Below are 23,772 nucleotides of genomic sequence, written 5' to 3'. Positions count from 1 at the left end.
TAAGTTCCTGATCAGAGGCCGGGCAATTGCTCGGCCTTTTCATTTTCGATGCTCGCGTGCGCGCCGTGCCTGGCCCACCTCAGTGTGACTCTCGAACCGCCGCGTACCACGGTGACGCGACTCACAGGTCCAGCAAACGGAAAGGGAAGCGAAATGACTGATACCATCGACCAAACAGCGTCCGCTGTGCAAGTAGGGAAGAGGCCACTGCGTCGCACGTCAAAGCCGCGCACTTCGGCCTTGGAGAAACTTACCTCCGATGAGTTGCAGACGCTTCGGCTTGATGAGGGCGCTCGCGCGGAGTTCGATGCCTGCGTGCAGCGGTTTAATCGCAGCGCAGCAGAATTCAAGGCCTTCGAAGGCGATGATGTCGCGTCGATGGACGACGCTCGCTATGAACACCGCTCGGCTGCTGAAGCTGACGTGCGTAGTAGCGGAATGGCCGTCGTCCACTTCATGGCGCCCCGCATCCTCAAACTGCGAGACGGTGCCGCCAAGCGGAAGTGGCGCTCCTTCCTGACCAAGTTCAGGAAGGACGAGAATCTGGCTTGACTCTATCTCACGCTGCCCTGGCAACTGCAGCGTTCGGCTTGTCTGGCGCGTCCCCCGTGACCGCGCGGCTGCATTCGCGGAAAGGCCGTCAACTGGCCTGCCCAGAGGATCGGTGATTAGGAGAAGTTCATGAACGAAGTTGAAGAGAGCCTTGAAATGCAGGGCCAGATCGATGGCCTCAAGATCATCGTGAGCTCGCTCTTGCATGCGCTGCCCGATCAGAGGCCGTTTGCATTGCGGTTCATGGAGCTGGAGGTCTTGGCACGAAAGCAGAATGCGCTACCCTCGACGCTCGAGACGCTGCGATGGTTCAGGGCGCAAATGGAAATCGCCGCAACTGCCGCTCCTACGTCTGCCTGACAAAGAAGCTGAGACAGACACGATCGAAGTGGCGGTGTTGAGTCTGTCCTTGTACGGGTCGACGCGCGCCGGAGCGTTGGCCGCTCGTGACGCCAGGTCCTGCCCGGCACTTGCGGACGCGGTCGCACGGCGGGACCCGGACGGGAATCTGAGGACATTTCCACCTTTTCGGATGGCGATCTCGCTTTGGCAGCCTAGCTAATGCGCGTGGTCCCCATGGGCGCCGAACAGGACATCGTTCACCAGGCCGACCGGACTGGTCAGGACGCCTGTTGGTTCAGGGACAGACCTGTTCATGGAAGATCACTGGAGAAGGCAAGCGGCAGATCACCGCCTTTCACCTGCCGGGCGGCCTCTCGGATCTCTTGAACCTCCACAGCGGAGTGGCCGACATTGCGGTCACGACGCTCACCCCTACAAAGATCTGCATCCTCCTCCACACGGACCTTCGCGAGCTGTTCGCTCTTCCTCGGTTGCCCGCATGCCTGTGGCCATGTCTCCAGCCTAGGAGAACCCGTCGTCCTCGCCGGTGAACTCCCAAGGTTTCGGCCCCATGCTGCGGGTTGTGGTTTCCACTCGGCTGCGCGAAACCGGGGCGAGGCCCAATTCGCTCATGAACTTGTACATCAGCTCGACATTCTTGTTCGAGATGGCCAGCCAGGGAGAGGGCTGCACGTAACCGGCCGGCGTTCTGAGGAGCGGCGGTGTCTCCTTCAACTTCTTCTCCGCCTCCACCCAGCGACCGTAAGCCTGGCAGTAGGCGGCGAGCGCTGCGCGATCGAGTTCACTGATGACTCCGAGGTCGTGAAGGTAGCGGGCAAGTCGCTTCCACTCGGCCTTGGCGGTCGGCATCAGGTGGGCAGGGCAGGTGGGAATTGAGGTGACCGGCTTCGGCTCACGAGCATTGATGGGCCGCTTGCCGGGATTGCCGGTGGCGAGCCTGATCGCGGAGGGCAGGGGCTTTCTGCCGCGCATCAAGAGCGTCCTGCATTTGGAAGATGGGAGACGTCAGCCGCCGAAGCCGATCCGACTCCGGACTTAGCCGACTGTTGTAGGGCGATCTGCAGATGCGAAGCGGGGCAGGAACCCCGCTGTTCAGCCATTTGTGCCATTCTCATATCCGCTGAGACCCCCCTGCCAATTTCGCGGTTGTGTAAGGAAACCGATGCCACCGGTCCGCGTCCGAAACGCTGCAGAGATGTGACCGCCCCCCCGGGGGCAGCCGGCTACCGAAGCTTTCCGTCCACCTCATGGATCGAGGTTTCTTTCCAGCGGGCGCGCGTTTTCAGCCAGAAGATCGCCGCCGCGACCCCCTCGCGGCCATCGCCCAGGGCCTTGCGGTAGAGGCTCTCCGCCACACGGGCCTTCGCCTTGATGCCGCCGCTGTCCAGTTCGTCGGCATAGGCGGCAATGAGTTCATCCTCGCCGACCGCAAGCACGCAGGCGATGTCGGCTGCAGGTAGACCGTAGCCCGCAAGAGCCTCGACCCTGGAAGCCAGCGGCTTCTCATATCCGACGGGATCGGCGGCGTCGCTCATCGGCTTGGTTTGCCTCCCAAAGGGTGATCGGCGCCACGTCCGGGGTGACGTGGTCCGATGCCAACGTAGTGCTCGCCCGGTCAGCTGGTGCCAAGATGATCCGCTCGATCTTCGTCACCTGCTCGATCGGACCGCCGTCGAGACCGGAATGCTCGCTGACCGACACCTCCTTCCACCGGGCTCTAGCCTTCAGCCAGAAGATGGCTGCCGTGACAGCCTCGCGGCCTTCACCTGTCGCCTTTCGGAACAGGTTCTCGGCGACCTTGGCGTTGGCCTTGATGTGGCCGAAGTCGAGTTCGTGGCGATAGTGCTTCCTGAGCGTCTTGGGATCTATGCCAACCATGCCGGCGATCTCGGCTTCGGGAACGCCATAGCCCGCCAGTGCCTCGACCTGACGGCGATGGAAGGCGTCGGGCTGGTGACGAGGCCGGGCCATCAGATCACCTCAGTCGTGGAGGCGATGAACGTCACTACGGGTTCGTTGCCGCCATCCTTCCCGCCAGAGGCCTCCAGGAGGCCAATTCGCGATGGTGAGCGATCTAGGGGCTTCGGAGTGCTGGAACAGGCGCGCCGTTCGGGATCAGCCTCCAGGAGACCCTTTCTGGTATAAGGGTGCCGGCCGGCACGGAATGGCCAGAGCGGGCAGGTCACCGTCTCGCAGCGCTTCACCTCGACAAGCTGCTGACCCGAGCAGTCCTGGCATTTGCGCCTGATCGCCTGCATCGGGCTCATTGGCGCATGTTCGGCCTTCATGGCGACGGCGCGTGTGGGCGGCCATACCGAGGCGAGGGCGGTCCGGCTCATTGTGCAGCTCCGGCTCGTGCCGCGGCGATCTCTACAAAGCTCCTGCCGTCACCCTCCAGCACTGCTTTCTCGCCGGTGAAGTCCTGCCAACGCTTCACGGCCACATCGACATAGGGCGGGTTGAGCTCCACGGCATGGCAGGAGCGGCCGGTCATCTCGGCGGCGATGATGGTGGTGCCGGAACCACAAAACGGTTCGTAGACCGCCTGGCCCGGCGAGGAGTTGTTCTCGATCGGCCGGCGCATGCATTCGACCGGTTTCTCGGTGCCATGGCCGGTGGGCGACTTCCTATGCGGGATGGCCCACACGGTGGTCTGCTTGCGATCTCCCGCCCAGTGGCCCTTCTTGCCTTTGCGGACACAATACCAGCAATTGTGAGTGATCAGTCCGTCTGCGACGTAGTGGAGATCTCGGTCCACATCCATTGAGTAGACCGGGCCGCTGAATGGCGTCGCATCGTTACCGGTGACCGTGACCCATGAAAACTCGTCACCCTCAGCCGGCTCCGGGATCTGCATGATCTGAGCGAAGATATTGCAGGCCCTTACAAGTCGGGTCGCCTTGCGCGAGAACATCAGCCGCTCGCCGCCCGTAACGAGCGGCTGGCTACGCTCCAGACGATGATCGCGAAGCAGCAACGTCGCCCGCGCGGCGAGCGCACTCAGATCAAGGCTCGCGTACATGCCGGAGATCATCGCCGGCGACCGTACGCGCTCAGGCGCCGGCGCCCAGCCGTCCACCTCCCAATGGGTTGTCGGGATCCCGTACCGGCACGACAGAACCTGTTCCGCGCACTGGGCCTCACAGGCGGTGTTGTGGACAGAGATGATCCAGGCCTCCTCGGCCTTATTGTCGGCAATGCGGGTGGAGAGACCAAAACCGCGTGAATTGAACAGGGTGACTCGGCCGACGCGCCACCAGTCGCCGCGGCGCATGAGGTAGACAACCTGCTTGTCTGCCGCATCAGGGTTCAGGCGCACCGAGAAGCGGTGCTCCGGGGTGGCGCGCGTGACCCGTCCGGCAGCCGAGATTGAGTGCATCAGGCCATCGAACTGACGTTCGCCGAACCGGGTAACCTCGCGGCCGCGACGGCGAACCACGCTCTCGTAAGGGTTATAGGACACCACGAAGTCGCCCTCGCGCAGGGTCTCGATCGGCACCTCTGCGATCTTTGCCGGCTGGGAACCCGCGCCGCGCTCAAGGACCCTCTGGACCATCGTGCCGGCGGGTTGGCATGGCTCATGTTGCCAGTGGTAGTCGCCGCGGCCGATCACCAGCCGGGTCTTGTCCCAGATGATCTGCGAGCGCACGGCAAAGTCGCTGGCTTCGAGGCTGGCGGCAACCGTGGCGGCATGAAGGGCGCCATGCCAGACATAGGCGACGTCGCCCGGAAACAGCGCCCAGGCGTCCCGCCAGTCGGCACGGTCGTCATTCAGCACCTTGCCTTTGGCGAGGCCATCACCATCGCCGAACCGCTCACGCCATGCCGGGTCATAGCTGACGCCATAGGGAGGATCCGACACGAGCAGATGCGGCTTGACGTCGGCAAGCACGCGTTCGACATCATCGGCATCGGTGCTGTCGCCGCAGATCAGCCGGTGCTTGCCCAAAATCCAGACATCCCCGGGCAGGGTGATCGGCTGCTCCGGCGCTTCGGGAATGTCGTCGGGATCGGTCAGGCCGGGAGTGCCGGCACTTGTCAGGGCGGCGATCTCCAGATCGTCAAAGCCGGTGAGCGACAGGTCGAAGCCGAGCTCGCCCAGATCGGCCAGTTCGAGCCCCAGCAGTTCGTTGTCCCAGCCGGCGTTGAGTGCCAGCTTGTTGTCGGCGATGATGTAGGCTCGCTTCTGTGCCTCGCTCAGACCCGCCAGCTCGATCACTGGCACCTCGCTCATTCCGAGCTTTCTTGCCGCCAGCAGCCGCCCGTGGCCGGCAATGACGCCATCGTCGCCGTCGACTAGGACCGGGTTGGTCCAGCCAAACTCGCGGATCGACGCTGCGATCTGCGCCACCTGCGCATCCGAATGCGTCCTGGCGTTCTTGGCAAAGGGGATCAGAGCCGCGGCAGGACGATACTCCACTGCGAGGCGGCTGCTGCCCAAGCCGTCAGCCACGTTAGTAGCCGACCGGCGCGCCCGCAGTTGACCCGCTTTCGGGGTAGAGATGATCTCATCGGATGCAGCCTCGGTGTCCATGCAATCGGTCCCTGAAACGTCATGAACCGATGAGAACGATGTCCGGCACGAAAGGCAAACAGGCTGCGTGCGGTAGCGCAGGCCTTCGTAGAGTAGCGGAGGGAAAGCAGTTCCTTCAGCTCACCGGGCTGCTGCGTCAGCAGGAAACGGCCGGCACGCTCTCTTGTCCCTGTGCCTGCACATCAAGGCGCGCCAGCATGTTGCGGACGTTCGACACCTGCCACGTACCGCCGCGCGCCGTACGCACGCCGCGGGCATTGAGCTCCGCCGCAAGCCCGCGCAAGCTTGTGACTCCCGCCTGCTGCAGGGCGCGCACGAACGGAAGGGTTGATCGGGCGAACTCCTCGGCCGCCTGTATGGCTGCGCCGCGACCCCGGGCTGCCGCCTGCGCCGCGTTCGTCCTGTTGCCGAGCGTGGCGCCCGTGGCCTTGCGGGCCGCCAAAGCTGCCCGGGTCCGCTCCGATATCAGCCGGCGTTCTTTCTCCGCCAGCGCCGCATAGAGGTGCAGCATGAACGGGTCGGCATCCGCGCCGAGCTCGGTGACGATGAACGGCACGCGCCTCGTCATCAGCCCGGCAATGAAGGCCACGTCTCGCGAGAGCCGGTCAAGTTTTGCCACGATCACCGGGCAGCGGGCTCGATGAGCGGTGGCGAGTGCTGCAGCCAATAAGGGGCGCCGATCCAGAGCGTCGGAGCCCTTGCCGGTTTCCACCTCGGTGAACGCCTCCAGGATGTCGTACCCTTGTGCTCTGGCAAAGTCCTCGACAGCGGCACGCTGCGCGTCGAGGCCGAGGCGGGACCGGCCCTGCCGCTGGGTCGACACACGGTAGTAGGCGATTGCGCGCTGCAACATGAATGAGCCTCGGGTGTTCAGACTGCAAACCAGCGTTTGCAGTGTGCTCACAAGGCGCTGAAACGCAAGTAAGCTATTAACATCAGCGCACCAGTGCTTCGTGCGCTGCGCATACCCTTTCCCTGGACGCCGCGGTCGGTTGCGAAAGGCGGCCTGGCCAGCAGTTCGGTGTTGAATGCGCCGTGCAACGATCGCCGCTCCTTTGTTAGACGGGACATTCCCCATAGCCGGGGAACCACTGGAACCATGTTGATCGCCGCTCATTCACGGTGATATTGGCATCTCTCACTGTGCGGACATTTCCTGAATGGGCAGGTATCGAGACCACCGTCAGCCAAGGAGCCATGGCTCCAAAAGCGACGACCGCCCAGAGAGGTCGGAACCAAGCTATTTTGACCGCAGGCCAGAACCCCTGCCGGCTTCTTCCGCCACGACGTCTCCCGCATCTGATGCAGAGGTACTCTGGTTCAACGCCGAGAAGGGTTTCGGCTTCTTGAAGCTCAGCGATGGCTCCGACGCATTCATTCACCTGTCAAAGTTGCAAGCTGCCGGACATGACGGCCCGACTGAAGGTGCTCGCCTCACGGTAAAGACTGAACGGGGCCCGAAGGGGCTTCAGGTTGCCGAGGTCGTCTCCGTCAGCCCTGCGGACGATGCGTCCTCCGCATCTGTGGCGAGGCGATCCACCGGCGCGTCAGTCGCAGCGCCAGATCTCGCGGGCCAGGAAGCCACTGGCGTCGTGAAGCGATATGACCTGAACAGGGGGTTTGGCTTCATAGCGCTGGATGGCGGAGGGAACGATGTGTTTGTTCATGCCACAACTCTGACCCGCAGCGGCGTACCGACGCTCGAAGTCGGGCAGAAGGTGATCATCACTTACAGCCGTGGCTCCAAGGGGCTCGAGACGCGAACGATACGACTTCGCTAATCCCGGACGGTTGGTACCTGATGCAGCTTGCACAGCGTTGGGCATTGCCTGGCACCGGGGCGGCGGCATTCGGGGTTTCAAAGTCAGGATCGCGAATAGATTTGCACCCGGTGCATGCTGCCGCCCGAGCAGTGCAGCTATCGTGCAGGTTAAGCAGCGCCCACGCTTGTCCTCAAGTCTGGGTGAGCACAGGAACGTTTGATCGGCCGGACAGTTGTTCAGGCACGTCATGGGCAGAGGAGAACGAGATGACCATGTTCAAGACCGCTTCAATCACGACGATGACACTGATGCTGGCAGCCGCACCGGCTTTGGCCCAGACAGAAACCACCACGCCCGCTCCAGCTTCGCCCACGGAAAGCACCGCGACACCCTCAGAGCCTGGCGGAATGGGATCGGACGCCATGCGGCAGGCGGTCCGCGACATGATTCTCGAGATGATGCGCGACGGGTCCATGCACGAGGCGCGCCGTGATGGAGACAGGAAGAAGGGATGGCGCCAGCACCATGCCAGCAGCGAGAGAGACCGCGACGGCATGCGCTCGGCGATGATGCATGGCGCAGGCATGCGCATGATCTTCGCGATCGTCGATGGTGACGGCGACGGCGCCTTGTCGCTGGCAGAGCTTCAGGACTTCCACGGCCGCATCTTCAAGGCTGTGGACGAGAATGGCGACGGCAAGGTCGAGATGACCGAGATCGAGGCCTTCTTCCATGGCGACGCAGACGTCTCGGATGACATGGACGACGACTAGAGTTCGAGGCCCATTCCGGCCTGAACACCCTGAAAGGTTTGGTGTCAGCGTTTCGTCCCGATCCCGGTTTCTACACGAGGACCTGTTTCCAAGGCGACTACGTTGCCCACGTACTGCTTCTTCGGCCAGGAGTCGTCATACTCGTGGATACGCGCCATGACACGCTCAGCGAATGGCCCACACCAATCAAGTATGATGGCAGAGGGTCGACTTGGCATGACGGCTCCGTCAGGCAGCTTCGGAATCGGCGTTTTTGGGGTGGTCATTTTGGGCACCAATATAAGAATAAGCCCTCTCTGCTTCTCTTCTCCTTTCCGCTACATCTCCCAATCGATAGTCATGATGGTTCCGTTTGCCACGGGCGGGGCGGACGAGAACCAAGTGGCCGCGCGCCACGAGAGTTTTGATCGCCCCGTAAAGCTGCTTTGTGCCGTCCCTGAAGTGCCCGTTCTTGCGCAACGCCCGGGGGTCGACCGCAAAATTCGCGCTCGGGTCGTGACCGTGCTGTCCCCTCAGGAACAACAGCAGCGACAGGGCGCGATGGTGTCCGTTGGCAGCCAGCTCTTCTACGGCGGAGCGCCTGATCACGACGACGGAGTTCGTCCCGCCCCATAACTTACCCTGCTGGCGCAACTGCCAAGCCCATTTGGCCAGGCCGACAACCTGTTCTTCGGAGTATGACCGCGGATCGTCCATTTCGACATCGCGAAACGCCAGTAGCTCCGCGAGCAGGTTGTCATAGTCGCTCGCCACGCGCGCCGACTTTCGGGCGCGCCGCTTCAGCGCATCGTTTCGCGATCCCACCGGTATGCGACCGACGGACGCATTTTGATCTGCGATCGCCGCCCCGGGGTCGCGATCCTCAAGCCACGGAAGGTCGGCAATGGTCGCGATCCGGCCTTCCGGCCAGTAGACGGCGCCGTCCGGCCGCTCGGATTGGGGTCCGACGACGAACTCGTTCTGGCCCGTCTTGAAGTCGATAGCGATGCCGGGCAGTCGGACCGGTGCCGGTCTGTCGCTGCAATGTCGGAACCAGAGATGGAACCCACGACTGGTCCTGGTGCGCGCAGGCGACGTCCCGAAGCGCCGCTCGACATAGGCGCGCGCCTCGGGAGTATCTGTGTCGACATCTACGACGAGCAGGCCCTTCAGGCGAATTCCATAAGATCTGCTGCCCGATCCAGCCATGCGGTCAACGACGGTCGCGAGAGGGAAGCGTCTGCGATCCCGGAACGACATCGTTGGCTTTTTCCCATCGTCGCCGCCGAGAGGAACGAGTGAGAAACCTGCTGAGAACAGCCTAGACATCTCTGAGGTGAGCGCCGGCGGCAGGCGGGGATCGGCCGCTTCATTCGGCGGGTTGACTGCGTAGCGCGCATTCATGCCGCCCTCCAGTTGCCTAGAATGGACGAATGGGTTTGGGCGCGTCTTCGCTTCTCATAGTCCTCCACATCCCTGATCGCGTAGAGGACCTTCCCTCCGATCTTGGTGTAGATCGGACCTGTTTTCTGCCAACGCCAGCGCTCCAGCGTTCTTGGGCTGACGCGCCAACGAAGGGCAAGTTCGTGCTGGTACAGGTAGGTTTGGGGCATCACTGGTTCCCGGTGAACACAACTTAGACTATAGCAGGAAAACATTCCTCTGCGCTATACTTTCTCAAAGTTTTCCTCAGGTTACGCAGGTTTTCGCAGGGATTCGCGAGATAGTTGGAGGCCGGTCCGTTTCGGCTTACTCCCGATGTTATGCCCTCATTCGAACTTGCTCTACGTTCCTCTTCACGTCCAAATCCGATACCTGCTGCTTTCCTTGCGGCTGATGAACGCCGCGCCGAACTCTGCGGCTTGCTGGCGCTCGGCCTGGTTCGGCTTCGATCGCGACAGTCAAGTGAACTATCTGCCGGTCCGGAGAATGGTTTGCTGGACTGTGCGGCCGACCGGAGCGGTCATGCAACCGTAGTCGAGCAGAGAAACGCATGACCATTTCTGATCCCATTCCCGCGCGGCTGGCAGCCCTCAAGACCAGCCCCATGCCCGACCTCAAGCAGCAGTGGCGGGACCTCTTTGACGGCGAGCCGCCGCCGTTCAACCGACGCTATCTCGAAAGCCGGCTGGCCTGCCGCATCCAGGAACTTGCCTATGGCGGTCTCAAGCCCGAGACGATCCGGCGGCTGGAGCGGCTGGGCGAAGAGCTGGACGGCGGCGACCGGAAGAAGCGCAGCATCCGCCTCGACCGTGACCGCCCCATCACCGGCACGCGGCTGCTGCGCGAATGGCAGGGCGTCGAGTACGTCGTCACCGTCACCGCTGACGGCTTTGAATGGCAGGGGCGGCCTTACAAGTCGCTGTCTGCCATTGCCCGCGCCATCACCGGCACGCGCTGGAACGGCTGGACCTTCTTCGGCCTCAGGAACCATCGCAGGGCAGGGGCATGACCATACCCTCGGAGAAATCGAGCGTCGTGCGCAAGCTGCGCTGCGCCGTCTATACCCGCAAATCCTCGGAAGAGGGGCTGGAACAGGAGTTCAATTCTCTCCACGCGCAGCGCGAGGCCTGCGAAGCCTACATTGTCAGCCAGCGCTCCGAAGGCTGGGTCCTGGTCCGCGACCGCTATGACGATGGCGGTATCTCTGGCGGCACGCTGGAGCGTCCGGCGCTGCAGCGACTGCTCGCCGACATCGACGACGGGCTGGTCGACGTGGTGTTGGTCTACAAGATCGATCGCCTGTCACGCTCGCTGATGGACTTCGCCAGGCTGGTCGAGGTGTTCGACCGCAACGGCGTGACCTTCGTCTCGGTGACCCAATCCTTCAACACCACCTCATCGATGGGGCGGCTGACGCTGAACATCCTTCTCAGCTTCGCCCAGTTCGAGCGCGAGGTGACGGCCGAGCGCATCCGCGACAAGTTCCGCGCCTCCCGCATGAAGGGCATGTGGATGGGCGGCGTGCCGCCGCTTGGCTACCGGGTCGAAAACCGGAAGCTGGTGGTCGACGAGGAAGCCGCCGCGCACGTGCGCTGGGTTTTCGACCGCTTCTTCGAGGTCGGTTCTGGCACGGTGGTGGCGCGCGAGGCATCTAGCAGAGGCATGCAAACCCGGCAGGGAAAACCGATCGACAAAAAGTGTATCTACCGGACGCTGAACAACCGCGCCTATATCGGCGAGGCGGTCCACAAGGGCGCCAGCTATCCGGGCGAGCACGAGGCCATCATCGATCGGGACACGTGGGACCGGGTTCACGCCATACTGCAGGAGAGCCCGCGCAAACGCGCCGCCCGCACCCGTGCCGACACGCCGGCGCTGCTAAAGGGGCTGCTCTATGGTCCTGACGGCGCAGCGTTCTCTCCAACCCACACCCGTAAGGGCGGCCGGCTCTATCGCTACTACGTCAGCCAGACCGTGCTGAAGCATGGCGCTGGATCATGTCCGGTCGGCCGTGTGCCGGCTGGAGAGATCGAGGCGGCGGTCGTCGACCGACTTCGTGCCGTGTTCCGCCAGCCGGAGGTCGTTGCAGGGTCGTGGAAGGCGGCGCGCACACAGGACGGCGCCGTCACCGAGGCCAACGTCCGTGAAGCCATACAGCATTTCGATCCGCTGTGGGACGAACTCTTCCCCGCAGAGCAGGCCCGCATCGTAGCGCTGCTGATCGAGCGGGTCGACATCGGCAGAGACGGTATCGACGTCCACCTCCGGATCGACGGCCTAAATGGCCTGGCGCGCGAGATGCTCGCCGGCAGGCTGGAGCAGGCCGCATAAACGGACCACGCCCATGACCGAAACTCTGACGCTGCACATCCCGCTCCGCCTCGTGAAACGGGGCGGCCGCAGGGAGCTGCAGCTCCCCCAAGGCGCTGCACCTGCGAAGGGGACCGACAACACGCTGGTCAAAGCGCTCGCCCGCGCCTTCCGCTGGAAGCGCATGCTGGAATCCGGCGACTTCCCCACCATCGCCGATGTGGCCAGGCACGAAGGCATCGCGCCGTCCTACCTGACCCGCATTCTGCGCCTGACATTCCTCGCGCCGGACATCATCGAGGCGATCGTCCACGGCAGGCAGGACATGTCCGTCACGGTAGAGACATTGCGGACCGGCATTGACGACGACTGGGACGTCCAGAGACGCACGCTGGCTCGAAATCAATGATCCTCCCGGCGTTGATCGTAGAAGGATCTCCGGCATTAATCGTTGCTGGTGCGTTCGGGAGAGGCGCGACCAAGCGGAGATCTTGGTGATCGATCAGCGTGTGCTGACCTCTGTACGCCTCTCGTGTACATTCGGGGCTCGAACGGAATGGGGGCAGCCGTGGCCGTCATCGACTTCTGGTATTCGATCGGGAGCACCTACACCTATCTTTCGGTGATGCGTCTTTCGGATGTGACCCGATCGACCGGTGTCTCGTTTCGATGGCGCCCGTTCAACGTGCGGCACATCATGATCGAGCAGAACAACATTCCGTTCAAGGACAAGCCCGTGAAGGCCGCCTATATGTGGCGAGACGTCGAACGCCGCGCGCACCAGTACGGCCTCTCGCTAAAGATTCCCGCGCCATATCCATTGCCTGGTCTCGTGCTTGCCAACCAGATCGCCGTCCTGGGAACGGCGGAAGGATGGGTTGAAAGCTATACGCGCGCCGCATATCGGCGATGGTTTGAATATGGCGAGCCCGCCGGAGAGGAGCCGAACATTTCCGCAAGCTTGCGTGAAGCCGGGCAAGATCGTGATCGAGCTCTGGAATTGGCGCAGACCCCGCCAATCGTAAAGGCGTTGTCGGACGCCACCGACGAGGCGATGGCTTTGGGCGTCTTCGGCTCACCGACATTCGTTGTGGCCGGTGAAGTGTTCTGGGGCGATGACCGTCTGGATGATGCGATCCGATGGATCAACGGGAAGAGCGACTGTTCCACGCACTGAAACCGAATACGTTGGGCAGAACACATGGCACTTGGCCGAAAGGGGCGACCAGCTTTGACCTGTTGGCAATACCGCTGAATGGCAGGTTTGCGCCCTCATCTCGGTCATCGAGAATAGCTTTGCGACTTTCTGAAAGCAGACGTTGGCAGCGACGACGCCGGAAGTGTGGTTGCGCCGCACGCCGTCGGCACCCACTCTCCCGCTGGCAGCCCCATCACTTCTAAGGCAACCAGCACGCCTTGCGACGTAAATGGCGGTCCCGATCTTCGCGCCGGCCAGGTTGACGAACACGGCCTTCGCCGTCGGGTTGTCCTGCGCGGTTACGGGCGTGGAAATTGCCAGCGCCAACCCTGTGGCAGGGACTAGTTTGTTCATCGGCGTTATCTCTGATCATGCAGGCTGAACGAAACATTATGAGTCCGTCACGACCATAACACGGCTCGAAGCCGCCCGGAGCAGCTTCTCAGCCGAAGATCCAGCACCACCCCTGCGTTATTACCTTTGACTCCCATTGTGGTATATTGCGCGGATTGCCTGCCTATCTTCTTAAGGGAGAAGGAAATGGTAGCTACATCAGCCGCGACGCGAAAAACTGTTGGCGCTGCTCTTGTTGGCTGCGCGCTCCTCCTGACCTCCGTTGTCGCAGCGGGCGACGCCGAGGATGCCGGTATGGCGTCGCGGCTGGCCGAGCTGCTGCGCGCCGGCCGAAGCATCGTCTCGAACTACCAGACACTCATCAACGATCCAACGATCGGCGACAAGAAGATCGACAGCACGCGTTTCGTCGACGAAGCTGTCATCCTCTATGCCCAGCGCGTCGGTCAGGAGCCGCTTTCGGGTGACTTGACCGAACGCGATCGGCGTCTTCTCCAAGCCCAGCTCGATGCGATGAGGGAAGTCCTTGACGAACATCAGGACGACATCAATCGCAAGGGGATTGGGTTCAAGGGGTTCGTCCCGGCCATCTTCGCCCGCCTGATCAACGAGAAATTTGCCGCCAAGGTCGGCGAGGAAGCACGCGTACGCGTGACCGCGCCGGAGCAGCTCGTGCGCAACCGCAAATCGCTCCCCGACGCATGGGAAAGAATGATCATCCAGGACGTCTTCTCCGATCCCAAGAGACCCAAGGGGGAAGCGTATATGGAGGTGGCGGAAGTCGATGGGCGCCCGGCTTTCCGTATGCTGCTGCCGGAATATTACACGGACTCGTGCCTCACCTGCCACGGCGAGCCCAAAGGCGAGATCGACGTGACCGGATACCCGAAGGAGGGCGGCAAGACGGGTGATCTGGGAGGGGCGATCAGCATCGTCCTGTTCAAATGACCGCCGCGGAACAAGCGCCGCGCCGGATTGCTCCGTCCCCTGCCTCGACGAAGTCGCTCGCAAGCCGCTTTGCCAGTCTGCCCATCTCGGCGCGGATTGTGGCCCTCACGGCAGCGGGACTCATCAGCCTCATCCTGTCGTCGATCTTTCTCACCCAGGCCCTTTATCGCAGTGCCGACCGTACCGCCGAAACAAAGGCCCTGTTCGACCTCGCGGGCACTGCTGCGGCGGCACACGCGACCTTCGGCGAACTGCGGTACTGGTTGACCGACCTCTCAGTCAGCCTGCTGATGAACTCAGAACGAAATGCCACGTTGGCGCGCGATCGGCTGGTCGTCCACATGGACCACCTCTCCAAATCATCTCCCGAGGCGGTCAAGGAAATCCGTTCCGAGGTGGACGCATACGTCAAGACGGCGCTGGAGGCCGCCGACAGCTACACCCAGGACAACCGCATAATCGGCAACGCACTGCTCGCCGAAGCCCGTACCCACAGCGCCAACGTCGACGCCGCGTTGAACAAGCTCGTCGCCGATGCGAGCGCCAGCGCGGAATCCGCACGCGATGAGGCGGTGAGGCAGACTCAGGAGACCGCCAGAGCTTCGGCCATCCTGGTGGGTGTCGTTGCGCTGATCGGAGCCCTTCTCACGATCCTCGTCCTTCGCTCGATCATCGGCCCGCTGCGGAGGCTGAACCGAGTGATCGGGGAACTGACCGAGGGACGCTACGATGTCGAGATTCCCGTGGAGAGCGGGGACGAACTCGGCGCGATGGCGCGTACCCTCAGGCTCTTCCGGGCGAGCGCCATAGAGAAGCAGAGGCTTGAGGAGGAGGCGGAGCGTCAGAGACGCACAATCGCGACTGCCTTCGAGGCGATTTCTGACGGCTTCGTCCTATTCGATTCCGAAGACAAGATCCTGCTTGCCAACAGCAAGTATTGCGAGATCTTCTCCGACCAACAGCGAAGCGAGCTGATCGGGCAGAGCTTCGAGGACATCCTGAAGCGCCGCCTCGCAAGCGGGCAGGTAGACCTTGACGGAGAGCGGCCGGAGGACTGGATGGCCAAGAGCCTGCGGGTCCATAGGGATCCGGCAGGCTTCGTGCGCGAATGGCGGTACGGCGACAGGTGGGTTCGCGTCAGCAAACGCAGAACCCCGGACGGCGGCACGGTCGCGGTCTATACCGATATCACCGAACTCAAGCTCAGACAGGCCGAGCTGGAACAGGCCAAGAGCAGTGCCGAGTCGGCCAACGAAGCCAAAAGCCGCTTCCTCGCGTCGATGAGCCATGAGTTGCGTACACCGCTCAACGCGATCATCGGCTACAGTGAGATGCTCATCGAGGAGGCGGCCGACCAGCAGACGCGTGAGTTCATCCCGGAATTGGAGAGGATCGCAGGCGCCGGCCGCAGTCTCCTCGCGCTCATCAATGACATCCTCGACCTGTCGAAGATTGAAGCCAACAAGATGGAGCTGTTCCTCGAAGCCTTCGATGTGGCCGAGATGCTCCGCGACGTGCAGGCGACCGTCTCGCCGCTGATCAACAAGAACCGCAACATCCTGGTGGAGGATTTCCAGAGCGATCTAGGGACCATGCATTCGGACGAGACCAAGCTGCGTCAGAACCTGTTCAACCTGCTCAGCAACGCCGCCAAGTTCACCGAAGGAGGCCGCATAACGCTCACGGCCAGTCGCGAAAGCAGGCCAGACGGGGACTGGCTGGTGTTCAAGGTATCTGACTCCGGGATCGGGATAACGCCACAGCAGCAGGAGCGGCTTTTCAACGCATTCACCCAGGCGGATGCGTCCACCACCCGAAATTACGGGGGGACGGGGCTCGGTCTCAGCATAACCCGCAGTTTCTCCCGGATGATTGGCGGCACGGTGAGCGTCGACAGCGAACTCGGGAAAGGCTCGACCTTCACGATGGAAATTCCGGCCGAGTGCAAAGAGAATACCCCGGATAGGAAGCCGGCAGAACCGCTGCCTCCGGTGTCGGGCAAGACGGTCCTCATCATAGACGACGAGCCCGCTGCCCGGGATGTCATCGCCAGGGCACTGGCAGAGGCGGGGTTGGTGTCCATCGAGGCGGCGAGTGGAGCGGAAGGACTGGCAGTAGCTCGAGCACATCGCCCCGCTGCGATCATTCTCGACATTATCATGCCGCATCAAGACGGCTGGTCAGTGCTGCGCGAGTTGAAGAACGATCCGGAACTGTGCGAGATTCCGGTGATCCTCGCGACCATCCTGGCGGACCGCGAACTCGGCCTATCGCTAGGCGCCGTAGAATATCTGACCAAACCGATCGATACGGAGAGGTTGGTCCGCACAATCGAGGCCTGCGGCAACGGCAAACGCGATGTGCTTATCGTCGACGACGATCAGGCCTCGCGCGATGTCCTCCGGCGCATTCTGACCAAGAAGAACTGGCAGGTTCACGAGGCGAGCAACGGGGTGCGCGGCATCGAACTGATGAAGCGGCTGTCACCTCGCTTGGTCCTGCTTGACCTGCTGATGCCGGAAATGGACGGCTTCGAGACGCTGAGCGAGATGCAGCGGATTCCGGAGCTCCAGAACATTCCCGTGGTTGTGGTCACCTCGAAAGACCTTTCGGCGAACGAACTCAACTGGCTGCGGGACCGGGCGGTCGCTGTCGTGGCCAAGGGCGCCAACAGCAGGTCCCAGTTGGTGGAAGCCCTCGAGCGGCAGATCTCAGCACGGGACGCGGTCGGCGCCGGCATCGGCCGCACATAACCACGCATCACGGCTGGAGGAATTCGGAAGATGGCGAGAATTCTCCTGGTGGAAGACAACGAAATGAATCGCGACATGCTCTCGCGGCGCCTGGCGCGGCGCGGCTTTGAAATGCTCATTGCTGAGAACGGGCAGTCAGGCGTGGACCTCACCGTTTCGGAAAGGCCGGATCTGATCCTCATGGACATGAGCCTGCCGGTGATGGATGGCTGGGAGGCGACACGGCGGCTGAAGGCGGATCCGAACACGTCGACGATTCCGATCATCGCGCTCACTGCGCATGCGATGGCGAGCGACCGCGAACAAGCGCTCGAGGCTGGATGCGACGACTACGACAGCAAGCCGGTGGACCTGACACGGCTGGTGCGTAAGATCGAACAACTGCTCGCCGCCAGCCGGTGAGCAGCGACCTGGTGGCTTCGTCAGATGAGTGTTGAGAGCGACTTCCAGCGTCAGGCGATCGTCACACACGTCGCGCAACAACTTGCCGGGCCAGCGCGCGCGATCACCGGTTTTCAGGAACTGGTGACGGAGCATGCGCGCGATCTCGGCCTGGACGAGGTGATGCCTGACCTTGAAAGAGTCGGGGCCGCGGCACAGCAGTTGAACGTTCTCATAGACAGGTTGATTGCCGGTCGGGCGAATTTCCCGAAGCGCGCCGGGATCGAGAGCGAGGCAAAGCTGCGGCATGATCTGCGCACGCCCCTGAATGCCATCATCGGTTATTCCGAAATGATCCTCGAGGAAGCTGAGGATTTGAATCACCATGCGTTGGCCGATGATGTCAGGGTGATGCTGGCGGCTTCCGAGGAATTGCTGGCGCATATCGACGCCATCGCCGGTATCTCGCGCAACGGCGGCATCGAGAATCTACAGGTTGCGGATCGGGCGCGCATCGACGCGGCAGGGCTCGAACAGACGCTGAACAGGACGGAAAGCGACGCGCACGCGGCTAGCGGTGGCAGGATCCTTGTCGTCGACGATATCGGCAGCAACCGCGACCTCCTTTCGCGACGACTGCAGCGAGCCGGTCATTGGGTGGTCACCGCCGCCACCGGTCTGTCTGCTCTCGAGCGGCTTGGCGAACAGGTGTTCGACCTCGTACTCTTGGATGTCCTAATGCCGGACATGAACGGTATCGAGCTGCTTCTGCGGCTGAGAGCTGATCGCCGGTGGCAGCGTATCCCGGTCATCATGATTTCAGGACTGAACGAAGTCGACGCGGTGGCGCGCTGCATCGAGGCGGGCGCCGATGACTACCTGCCGAAACCTTTCAATCCCGTTCTACTGCACGCACGGATCAATTCGACGTTGGAGAAGAAGCGCTGGCTCGACCGCGAGCACAACTATCTGCGCCGGATCGAGGCGGAGAAGAGGCGGGCGGATTCCCTGCTGCGCGCCATTCTGCCCGGCCAGATCGTCGCGCGGCTGCAGAAAGGCGAGCAGATCATCGCCGACCGCTTCGAGGACGTGACTATCCTTTTTGCCGATATCGTCGGCTTCTCTCCCATTGCCGCCAGACTGCCGGCTTCAGACCTCGTCAAACGCCTTGGTGCGATGTTCAGCCTGTTCGACGAGTTGGCAGAGGCACATGCCGTCGAGAAGATAAAGACAATCGGTGATGCATACATGGCCGCCTGTGGCGTTCCCGAGCCGGCTCAAGACCATGCCGACCGGATCGTGGCGCTTGGGCAAGCAATGCTGGCAGCATTGAAGGAACAGCCCTCTAGTCCTGATTCCTTTCGTCTGCGCATCGGCGTGCACACTGGGCCGGTCATCGCCGGCCTGATCGGCCGCAGCCGCTTCGTCTACGACGTCTGGGGCGAGACGGTAAATGTCGCCAGCCGACTCGAGTCGCAGGGTGTCGCCGATCGCCTGCAGATCTCGGAGGCGACCCGGCGTGTCCTGCGATCATCCCGGGCGCTTGAGCCGCGCAGCGTCAATCTAAAAGGCGTCGGCCCGGTAGAAGCCTATCTGGTACGTGATTGATCGAGAGACGAGTTCCGGCTGCTTGGATGACTGAGTTGAGTATCTCTGCTTTGCCGGCACGGTTTATCAAGACGGCACGGGCGCAAAACCAGACTACCAGAGTGAGGACTCGATGCCGCCGGTCCGCATTGGGCCTCGCCGGTCCGCATTGGGCCTCGACGCCCGGCAACCGTGCCGATGGCCGCGCTTGGGCGATATCCTCGCGTCGTATGCGACTCCGAAGTTCACTTCCGATGTCACTTACGACAACCTGTCGCGCCAATTGCCCCGGGGCTGTGCGGCAATTCGCTTCCAGCCCGAGCAAAAATCTAACGGGGTCTAAGGGCGAAGAGAGCTTTGTACCTCCACCCTGCACCGGGCCCACGCCAATTCACCCATCCCACACCCAATCGGCAGGCAGCCAGCGATAGGCTGTACCGTCTTTGACGACGTGACCAAGACCCGGAAACGGGTAGTGATATCCGATCACGAGCAGTTTCTCATTTGCCGCTCTATCGAGCAATGTAGCGCGAGTCTTTGCGCCGAGATCGCGGTCATGGTCCCAGATGATCTGCCATTCGGGGTGCTCAAAAGCCACATGCACGCTTGTGATTGCATCGCCCGTCACCAGCATTGCGTCACTTCCGGAGTTGATGAGCAACGACATATGTCCAGGAGTATGGCCGGGAGTTGCCAACGCGCTCACGCCGGGCGCAATGCTAGCTCCGTCTTTGACCGGGTGTATCCTATCGCCAAGTTCCGCAAATGTTGTCTGCAGCCCAGGCACTCCCTCAGCTGCCCATTCGGGGACTTTCGAGGCTGCGTCGGGTGAATTCCACAGATCAAACTCGGTTTCCGAAATAATGATTTCTGCCTTTGCAAACCCTTCCGCAGCCGCTGCTTGCAATCCACCGACGTGATCGACGTGGCAGTGGCTGAGTACAATTGTGTCGATGTCGGAAGGTTCAACGCCGGCATGCTGCAAAGACTTGACCAGACGGCCCGCCTTCGGAGCCCAATCCGAGCCCGGTGCAACGCCAGTATCGATCAGGATCAGCTTGTCGCCAGCGTTGATCAATAGCGGCGTAGCTTGCAACTGAACGGTGTCGCCTGTCATTTGGCGCGAATGTAGGTAGGCCTTTCGTTCATTTGCATCGGCGTTGACCGCTATACTGTCCATTGGCAGATGGAAAACACCATCGCACACAGGTGCGATCCGGAAATCGCCAAAAGTGAAGCTGTACAAGCCCGCGGCTTCAGATGGTGGGTCCAAACCGCCAATTGCCGCGGCAGGCCCGCCCGAGCAGACGGAAGCTACAGTCCCTAGTGCAGTGGACGTCAAGAAACTTCGTCTATCGAATACCAGCATCGGGGTCATCCTTCGGTGGCGTAACCCCCCGGAATCCCGCTCTAGATATTTGCCTTCATAGCATGAGTGGGCCTCGGCTACGATCACAAACGCTAGCGGGTTCTTCGCTGAGCTGCTGTTCGAATTGTCGTGGTTGGTCACAACGAACGGATATTGACCTGAATGTCCGCAATTGCGGATTAACCAAGCTGGTCGCTCTCCGCGGCCGGACGATGCGATCGTCCGCACCGCATAGAGTATCTGCCGCCTGAGTTGCTCCGGCTCGACATGCTGCAAGGTTGCCGCTGGATCGCCGATAGCAGCCGATCAGCAAGCGGCAGAGGGAATTGCAGCCCAAGGTAATTGTGACCAGATGGCAGAGCACAGCGGAGTCGGGCAGCTTAATCGCCGTCGTTTGCGTCCAGCTAAGTTAACGGCCCCTGAGGTTGTCAGCGAGAACATCCGCCCGCGTCGCAAACGGCCCTTCAAGGCACCCTTGTCGCCGTCCGGAAGCTAGCATGGCGGGCGACAGCGTTTGAGTCGTCGTCGCGGCTCAATTCGGCGTTCTGAACCCCCTTGACTTTGAGATCGAGCGGGACTGGAATCCTTTTCGTACCGGGGTAAGGCAAGTTGCGCCCGGTACCGAAATCAAGCAGACCGGTTATCCCAATTTTGCATCCGGCAAGCCGGTCGCAATAGGGAGACGCCTTCATGCAGAAGATTCAGCGTCGAGAATTCATCGCAAAGGGCAGTGCAGCCCTTACGGGTCTTGCGGCCTTTCTCTCCGACCGACACGCCTATGCTTTTCCAAGCCGCCCCGGTGAGGAAGTCGTCAAATGGCTCGATCAACTGCCGCCAAACCCAGTTCCGGAGATCATCAAGAACCAGCTCGTATGGGAGGACCTCGACTCTTGGATAACGCCCAACGACAAGTTCTTCTCAATTGCGCACTTCAACCGGCCAGTCATTGACGCAAGCACTTGGAAGCTCGAAATCGGCGGCCTGGTCAAAAAGCCAACTGCGCTGACGCTCGACGATATCAGATCTCGGCCGCACCAGGAGGTCACGTTCACGGTCGAATGTTCGGGTAATACTGGTCTCCCGTTTTTCAACGGGGGCATAGGCAATGCGCACTGGGCGGGCACGCCGCTCGCTCCGATTCTGGAGGAGGCCGGGGTCCTCGACAGCGGCATCGAGGTCGTTTTCTGGGGCGCCGACGAAGGCGAGATCAAAAAAGCCGATGACGTCAAGTTCAAGCAGAATTTCGCGCGCAGCATGTCGCTCGCCGAAGCCATGAATCCGAAAAACATCCTTTGCTACGAGATGAATGGAACTCCCTTGCCGCCCGATAATGGCTTCCCGCTCCGGCTGATAGCGCCGGGCTGGTACGGGATCGCGAATGCGAAATGGCTCAAGCGCATCGAGGTTCGCGACCAGCGCTTCGAGAATCAGTTCATGGGACGCGACTACGTTACGCTTCGCGAGGAAGATCACAACGGCGAGACCGTATGGGTGGAAACATCCGTCGGACGGGCGCGGCTCAAATCCGCGCCAGCCCGGGTGACTCGTATCGGCGACGATTACCGCATCGTTGGAGCCGCATGGGGCGCGCCAATCGAGCGGGTGGAGGTCAAGATCGACGATGGGCCTTGGATGCCCGCGACCCTCGACGAAGCCGACAAGGCGGAGTTTGCCTGGCAGATGTGGTCTATCGACTGGCCCAATCCTCCCGCTGGGGAGCATGCAGTCACCTCACGCGCGATCGATACGAGCGGCAACGTCCAGCCGGCGATGAGCGATCCCTGGATCGCCAAGAAGCACACATATTGGGAAAGCAACGGGCAAGTGACACGCCGCGTTCAAATTGGTTGACTGCCAGCAGCCCGCAGCAGATCGGGTCGGTGTAGGATATATGCGCGGCGTAACGAAGCGCGTTGCCCAATCCATCTGCCCTATCAGGGGATGACTTGTGCTATGTCTTATCGGGCGCTTCAGGTCTTGAGGCCCGCCATGCACAACTTTGTCTGTAGCCTCCGTCTTGGGGACGTCGTTCGAAATCGTATCCAGTTTAGAGGCCGGCCGCTTTCGCCAGTCAGACACCGAAAGCTGTCTGACTGCTTTCGGCCCCATTTCGGCCATCGAAAAAGTTGGCTGCCGGTTCCCATCGCCAACCGCGTGATATCGCTACAAAGTCTTGCCGCACCTATCGTTTGCTAAGCAAAATCATACGCTTGCAGGCTATTAACCGGAAGCCGCCGGTTATTAGGTTTGGAGAATATCTGCACAAGAGAGCACTTCTGGGCCTCCCGGCACCATAGACGGTGTTCAGCCCTTCCCGCATAACCCTATAAAATCACGGAAAAATCCGACCTCCGCCGTACGGGGAGAACGCTTTCGCAGGGGCAAGTGGCGGAGGGAAGGGGACTGAAATCGAACCTTCTCCAGCCGTAGTCAAATAAGGAAGAGGTCGGCTGTGCTCTACATGCTATGAGCGGGGCACTAACGGCGGTTGTGATTCCTGAAGCCAAGAGCTCGGCCAGCCGCTTCCGGCTGACAGAAGAGTCTGGTTGTGTGAGGAAATTAACGCCGTCCAGCCCGCCAGTTTAGATACCATGCGATAAAAGCGCCCCAAGCAAAGCCACCGCATGCTGCCGGAAAAAGGTTGTCAACAAATGGCTCCCCAGTGAATGAACTTAGGACAACGACACTGGTAACGGCGACAGCTCCGCAACCACCCCACAGGGGCCAATAGTGTTTTTGTGGAACAGGCTTCACTTAGTTCAGCTTTAGCATTTGCCCATGCCAATTGGTTGCATCGGCAATCTTCCGTTGATCGGCTGGCATCTTGCATCAGAGCGGGGGGAGCCAGATTAAAGCAGCGGGAAGGCCGTCTAGTTCGCCTCCCCTTGCGCTTAGCAGAACCATTGCGAACAAGAAACAAGTTCTCATGCACAACGGCTTCCGAGTCGAAGGTACGACTACAAAGCGAACCCGCTACAATTGTTCCACCAGTGACAGAAGCCGGCTACCGGATGAGGATGAGACCGTCATCAGCAGCGGGCTTCCGGGTCATGGATCAAACGACCGGCGCTCAACCCGCTGTGAGAGGACATGTTCCGTGGAAATCACAGCCCGCCGCCGGGACAGGAAGCGTCGTGGCAGCGGGCTTAGGGCTGTTTGCTGGGGGCCAGCTCCATTCGAACCATTTTGAAGGCAAAAGTTTCATCAGAAACAGAAGCCCGCTAACCCATATCCGCAGACAATTGTATTAGGTCCTGGCTGCTTTCGCTTGCAGGTTGCTTGTGCTGGGCAAAACTACCGCTCGTGGACCAGAAGCCGACATCTCCTTGGTCGTCCAGCCGACCTTCTGGCCAGCGAAAACTTATCAGCTTGGTTGCCGGGGGGGGGGCGGCCGTGCAACGTTGTGCGATGGAGCCTTCCGCCCATTGCGGCCAGGCGGCGGTTGATGTGCGGAAGAATCTTTCC

At 61.4% G+C, this 23,772-nt stretch carries 22 protein-coding genes and 3 pseudogenes; 14 read left to right on the top strand and 11 right to left on the bottom strand.

All coding sequences use genetic code 11. The annotated features are described in order from the left end of the window. Positions 1-153: 153 nt before the first annotated feature. Both D8676_RS25885 and D8676_RS25880 read left to right on the top strand, forming a co-directional pair. Positions 154-552 carry a hypothetical protein gene (locus D8676_RS25885; RefSeq protein WP_121583980.1) on the top strand — a complete coding sequence of 133 codons (399 nt, stop codon included), beginning with the start codon at positions 154-156 and terminating at the stop codon, positions 550-552. Between the two features lie 129 nt (positions 553-681). Then, positions 682-912, top strand: a complete 231-nt coding sequence (locus tag D8676_RS25880) for a hypothetical protein (protein ID WP_121583979.1) — start codon at positions 682-684, stop codon at positions 910-912. Between the two features lie 504 nt (positions 913-1,416). On the opposite strand, the gene D8676_RS25875 is transcribed toward D8676_RS25880, so the two are convergent. The 7 genes and pseudogenes from D8676_RS25875 to D8676_RS25845 all read right to left on the bottom strand — a co-directional run bounded on the left by D8676_RS25875 (position 1,417) and on the right by D8676_RS25845 (position 6,302). After that, entirely contained in the window at positions 1,417-1,887 is a 471-nt protein-coding gene (locus D8676_RS25875) for a phage terminase small subunit P27 family (protein ID WP_121583978.1), read from the bottom strand. A gap of 251 nt (positions 1,888-2,138) precedes the next feature. Continuing rightward, a complete protein-coding gene (locus D8676_RS25870) occupies positions 2,139-2,450 on the bottom strand; it encodes a hypothetical protein (protein ID WP_121583977.1) in 312 nt (103 codons plus the stop codon). Further along, positions 2,419-2,886 carry a hypothetical protein gene (locus D8676_RS27795; protein ID WP_245427178.1) on the bottom strand — a complete coding sequence of 156 codons (468 nt, stop codon included), beginning with the start codon at positions 2,884-2,886 and terminating at the stop codon, positions 2,419-2,421. Before D8676_RS27795 ends, D8676_RS25870 begins: the two co-directional genes overlap by 32 nt. Continuing rightward, positions 2,886-3,254, bottom strand: a complete 369-nt coding sequence (locus D8676_RS25860) for a hypothetical protein (RefSeq protein WP_121583976.1) — start codon at positions 3,252-3,254, stop codon at positions 2,886-2,888. The genes D8676_RS27795 and D8676_RS25860 overlap by 1 nt, the downstream gene beginning before the upstream one ends. Then, positions 3,251-3,625, bottom strand: a pseudogene (locus D8676_RS25855) (DNA methyltransferase); the annotation flags it as partial. The gene D8676_RS25860 and the pseudogene D8676_RS25855, both read right to left, overlap by 4 nt. A gap of 4 nt (positions 3,626-3,629) precedes the next feature. Next, positions 3,630-5,449, bottom strand: a pseudogene (locus D8676_RS27790) (ParB N-terminal domain-containing protein); the annotation flags it as partial. A gap of 136 nt (positions 5,450-5,585) precedes the next feature. Then, positions 5,586-6,302 (bottom strand): recombinase family protein, encoded by a 717-nt coding sequence (locus D8676_RS25845; RefSeq protein ID WP_121583975.1) that lies wholly within the window; start codon positions 6,300-6,302, stop codon positions 5,586-5,588. Between the two features lie 307 nt (positions 6,303-6,609). Between D8676_RS25845 and D8676_RS27785 the strand changes: the two are divergent. Together D8676_RS27785 and D8676_RS27780 are read left to right on the top strand one after the other, a co-directional pair. Beyond that, positions 6,610-6,927: pseudogene (locus D8676_RS27785) on the top strand (cold shock domain-containing protein); the annotation flags it as partial. Between the two features lie 150 nt (positions 6,928-7,077). Next, positions 7,078-7,230 carry a cold shock domain-containing protein gene (locus D8676_RS27780; protein ID WP_245427180.1) on the top strand — a complete coding sequence of 51 codons (153 nt, stop codon included), beginning with the start codon at positions 7,078-7,080 and terminating at the stop codon, positions 7,228-7,230. A 172-nt stretch (positions 7,231-7,402) separates the two neighbouring features. On the opposite strand, the gene D8676_RS27775 is transcribed toward D8676_RS27780, so the two are convergent. Next, a complete protein-coding gene (locus tag D8676_RS27775) occupies positions 7,403-7,636 on the bottom strand; it encodes a hypothetical protein (RefSeq protein WP_245427177.1) in 234 nt (77 codons plus the stop codon). Between D8676_RS27775 and D8676_RS25835 the strand changes: the two genes are divergently transcribed. Continuing rightward, positions 7,635-7,985: a hypothetical protein gene (locus D8676_RS25835; protein WP_245427176.1), complete on the top strand. Its 351-nt coding sequence runs from the start codon at positions 7,635-7,637 to the stop codon at positions 7,983-7,985. The genes D8676_RS27775 and D8676_RS25835 overlap by 2 nt on opposite strands. 228 nt (positions 7,986-8,213) lie before the next feature. Here the strand turns inward: D8676_RS25835 and D8676_RS25830 are convergent, their stop codons facing one another. Both D8676_RS25830 and D8676_RS27980 read right to left on the bottom strand, forming a co-directional pair. After that, on the bottom strand, positions 8,214-9,368 hold the full coding sequence (locus tag D8676_RS25830) for a bifunctional DNA primase/polymerase (RefSeq protein WP_121583973.1): 1,155 nt from the start codon (positions 9,366-9,368) through the stop codon (positions 8,214-8,216). Next, positions 9,365-9,577 carry a helix-turn-helix domain-containing protein gene (locus tag D8676_RS27980; RefSeq protein WP_121583972.1) on the bottom strand — a complete coding sequence of 71 codons (213 nt, stop codon included), beginning with the start codon at positions 9,575-9,577 and terminating at the stop codon, positions 9,365-9,367. The genes D8676_RS25830 and D8676_RS27980 overlap by 4 nt, the downstream gene beginning before the upstream one ends. A 386-nt stretch (positions 9,578-9,963) precedes the next feature. On the opposite strand from D8676_RS27980, the gene D8676_RS25815 reads away from it, so the two are divergent. The 8 genes from D8676_RS25815 (at position 9,964) to D8676_RS25780 (ending at position 18,959) form a co-directional block, all read left to right on the top strand. Further along, entirely contained in the window at positions 9,964-10,416 is a 453-nt protein-coding gene (locus tag D8676_RS25815) for a DUF2924 domain-containing protein (RefSeq protein WP_210210769.1), read from the top strand. Then, a complete protein-coding gene (locus D8676_RS25810) occupies positions 10,413-11,738 on the top strand; it encodes a recombinase family protein (protein WP_121583969.1) in 1,326 nt (441 codons plus the stop codon). Before D8676_RS25815 ends, D8676_RS25810 begins: the two co-directional genes overlap by 4 nt. A 13-nt stretch (positions 11,739-11,751) precedes the next feature. After that, positions 11,752-12,126, top strand: coding sequence for a hypothetical protein (locus tag D8676_RS25805; RefSeq protein WP_210210768.1), 375 nt, complete (start codon positions 11,752-11,754; stop codon positions 12,124-12,126). A 159-nt stretch (positions 12,127-12,285) separates the two neighbouring features. Next, positions 12,286-12,894, top strand: coding sequence for a 2-hydroxychromene-2-carboxylate isomerase (locus tag D8676_RS25800; protein ID WP_245427175.1), 609 nt, complete (start codon positions 12,286-12,288; stop codon positions 12,892-12,894). 561 nt (positions 12,895-13,455) lie between these two features. Beyond that, on the top strand, positions 13,456-14,217 hold the full coding sequence (locus D8676_RS25795; RefSeq protein ID WP_121583966.1) for a DUF3365 domain-containing protein: 762 nt from the start codon (positions 13,456-13,458) through the stop codon (positions 14,215-14,217). Continuing rightward, positions 14,214-16,970: a response regulator gene (locus tag D8676_RS25790; protein ID WP_121583965.1), complete on the top strand. Its 2,757-nt coding sequence runs from the start codon at positions 14,214-14,216 to the stop codon at positions 16,968-16,970. Before D8676_RS25795 ends, D8676_RS25790 begins: the two co-directional genes overlap by 4 nt. Before the next feature lie 30 nt (positions 16,971-17,000). Continuing rightward, positions 17,001-17,372, top strand: coding sequence for a response regulator (locus D8676_RS25785; RefSeq protein ID WP_121583964.1), 372 nt, complete (start codon positions 17,001-17,003; stop codon positions 17,370-17,372). A gap of 24 nt (positions 17,373-17,396) precedes the next feature. Beyond that, positions 17,397-18,959: an adenylate/guanylate cyclase domain-containing protein gene (locus D8676_RS25780; protein ID WP_121583963.1), complete on the top strand. Its 1,563-nt coding sequence runs from the start codon at positions 17,397-17,399 to the stop codon at positions 18,957-18,959. Positions 18,960-19,329: 370 nt separating this feature from the next. Here the strand turns inward: D8676_RS25780 and D8676_RS25775 are convergent, their stop codons facing one another. Then, positions 19,330-20,307: an MBL fold metallo-hydrolase gene (locus D8676_RS25775; protein WP_183097256.1), complete on the bottom strand. Its 978-nt coding sequence runs from the start codon at positions 20,305-20,307 to the stop codon at positions 19,330-19,332. A gap of 690 nt (positions 20,308-20,997) precedes the next feature. Between D8676_RS25775 and D8676_RS25770 the strand changes: the two genes are divergently transcribed. Then, positions 20,998-22,158, top strand: coding sequence for a sulfite oxidase (locus D8676_RS25770; RefSeq protein WP_121583961.1), 1,161 nt, complete (start codon positions 20,998-21,000; stop codon positions 22,156-22,158). Positions 22,159-23,772: the final 1,614 nt, after the last annotated feature.

The organism is Mesorhizobium sp. YM1C-6-2, from assembly GCF_003666685.1.
GTDB lineage: Bacteria > Pseudomonadota > Alphaproteobacteria > Rhizobiales > Rhizobiaceae > Mesorhizobium_K.
This window is presented reverse-complemented; position numbering and strand designations above follow the sequence as displayed.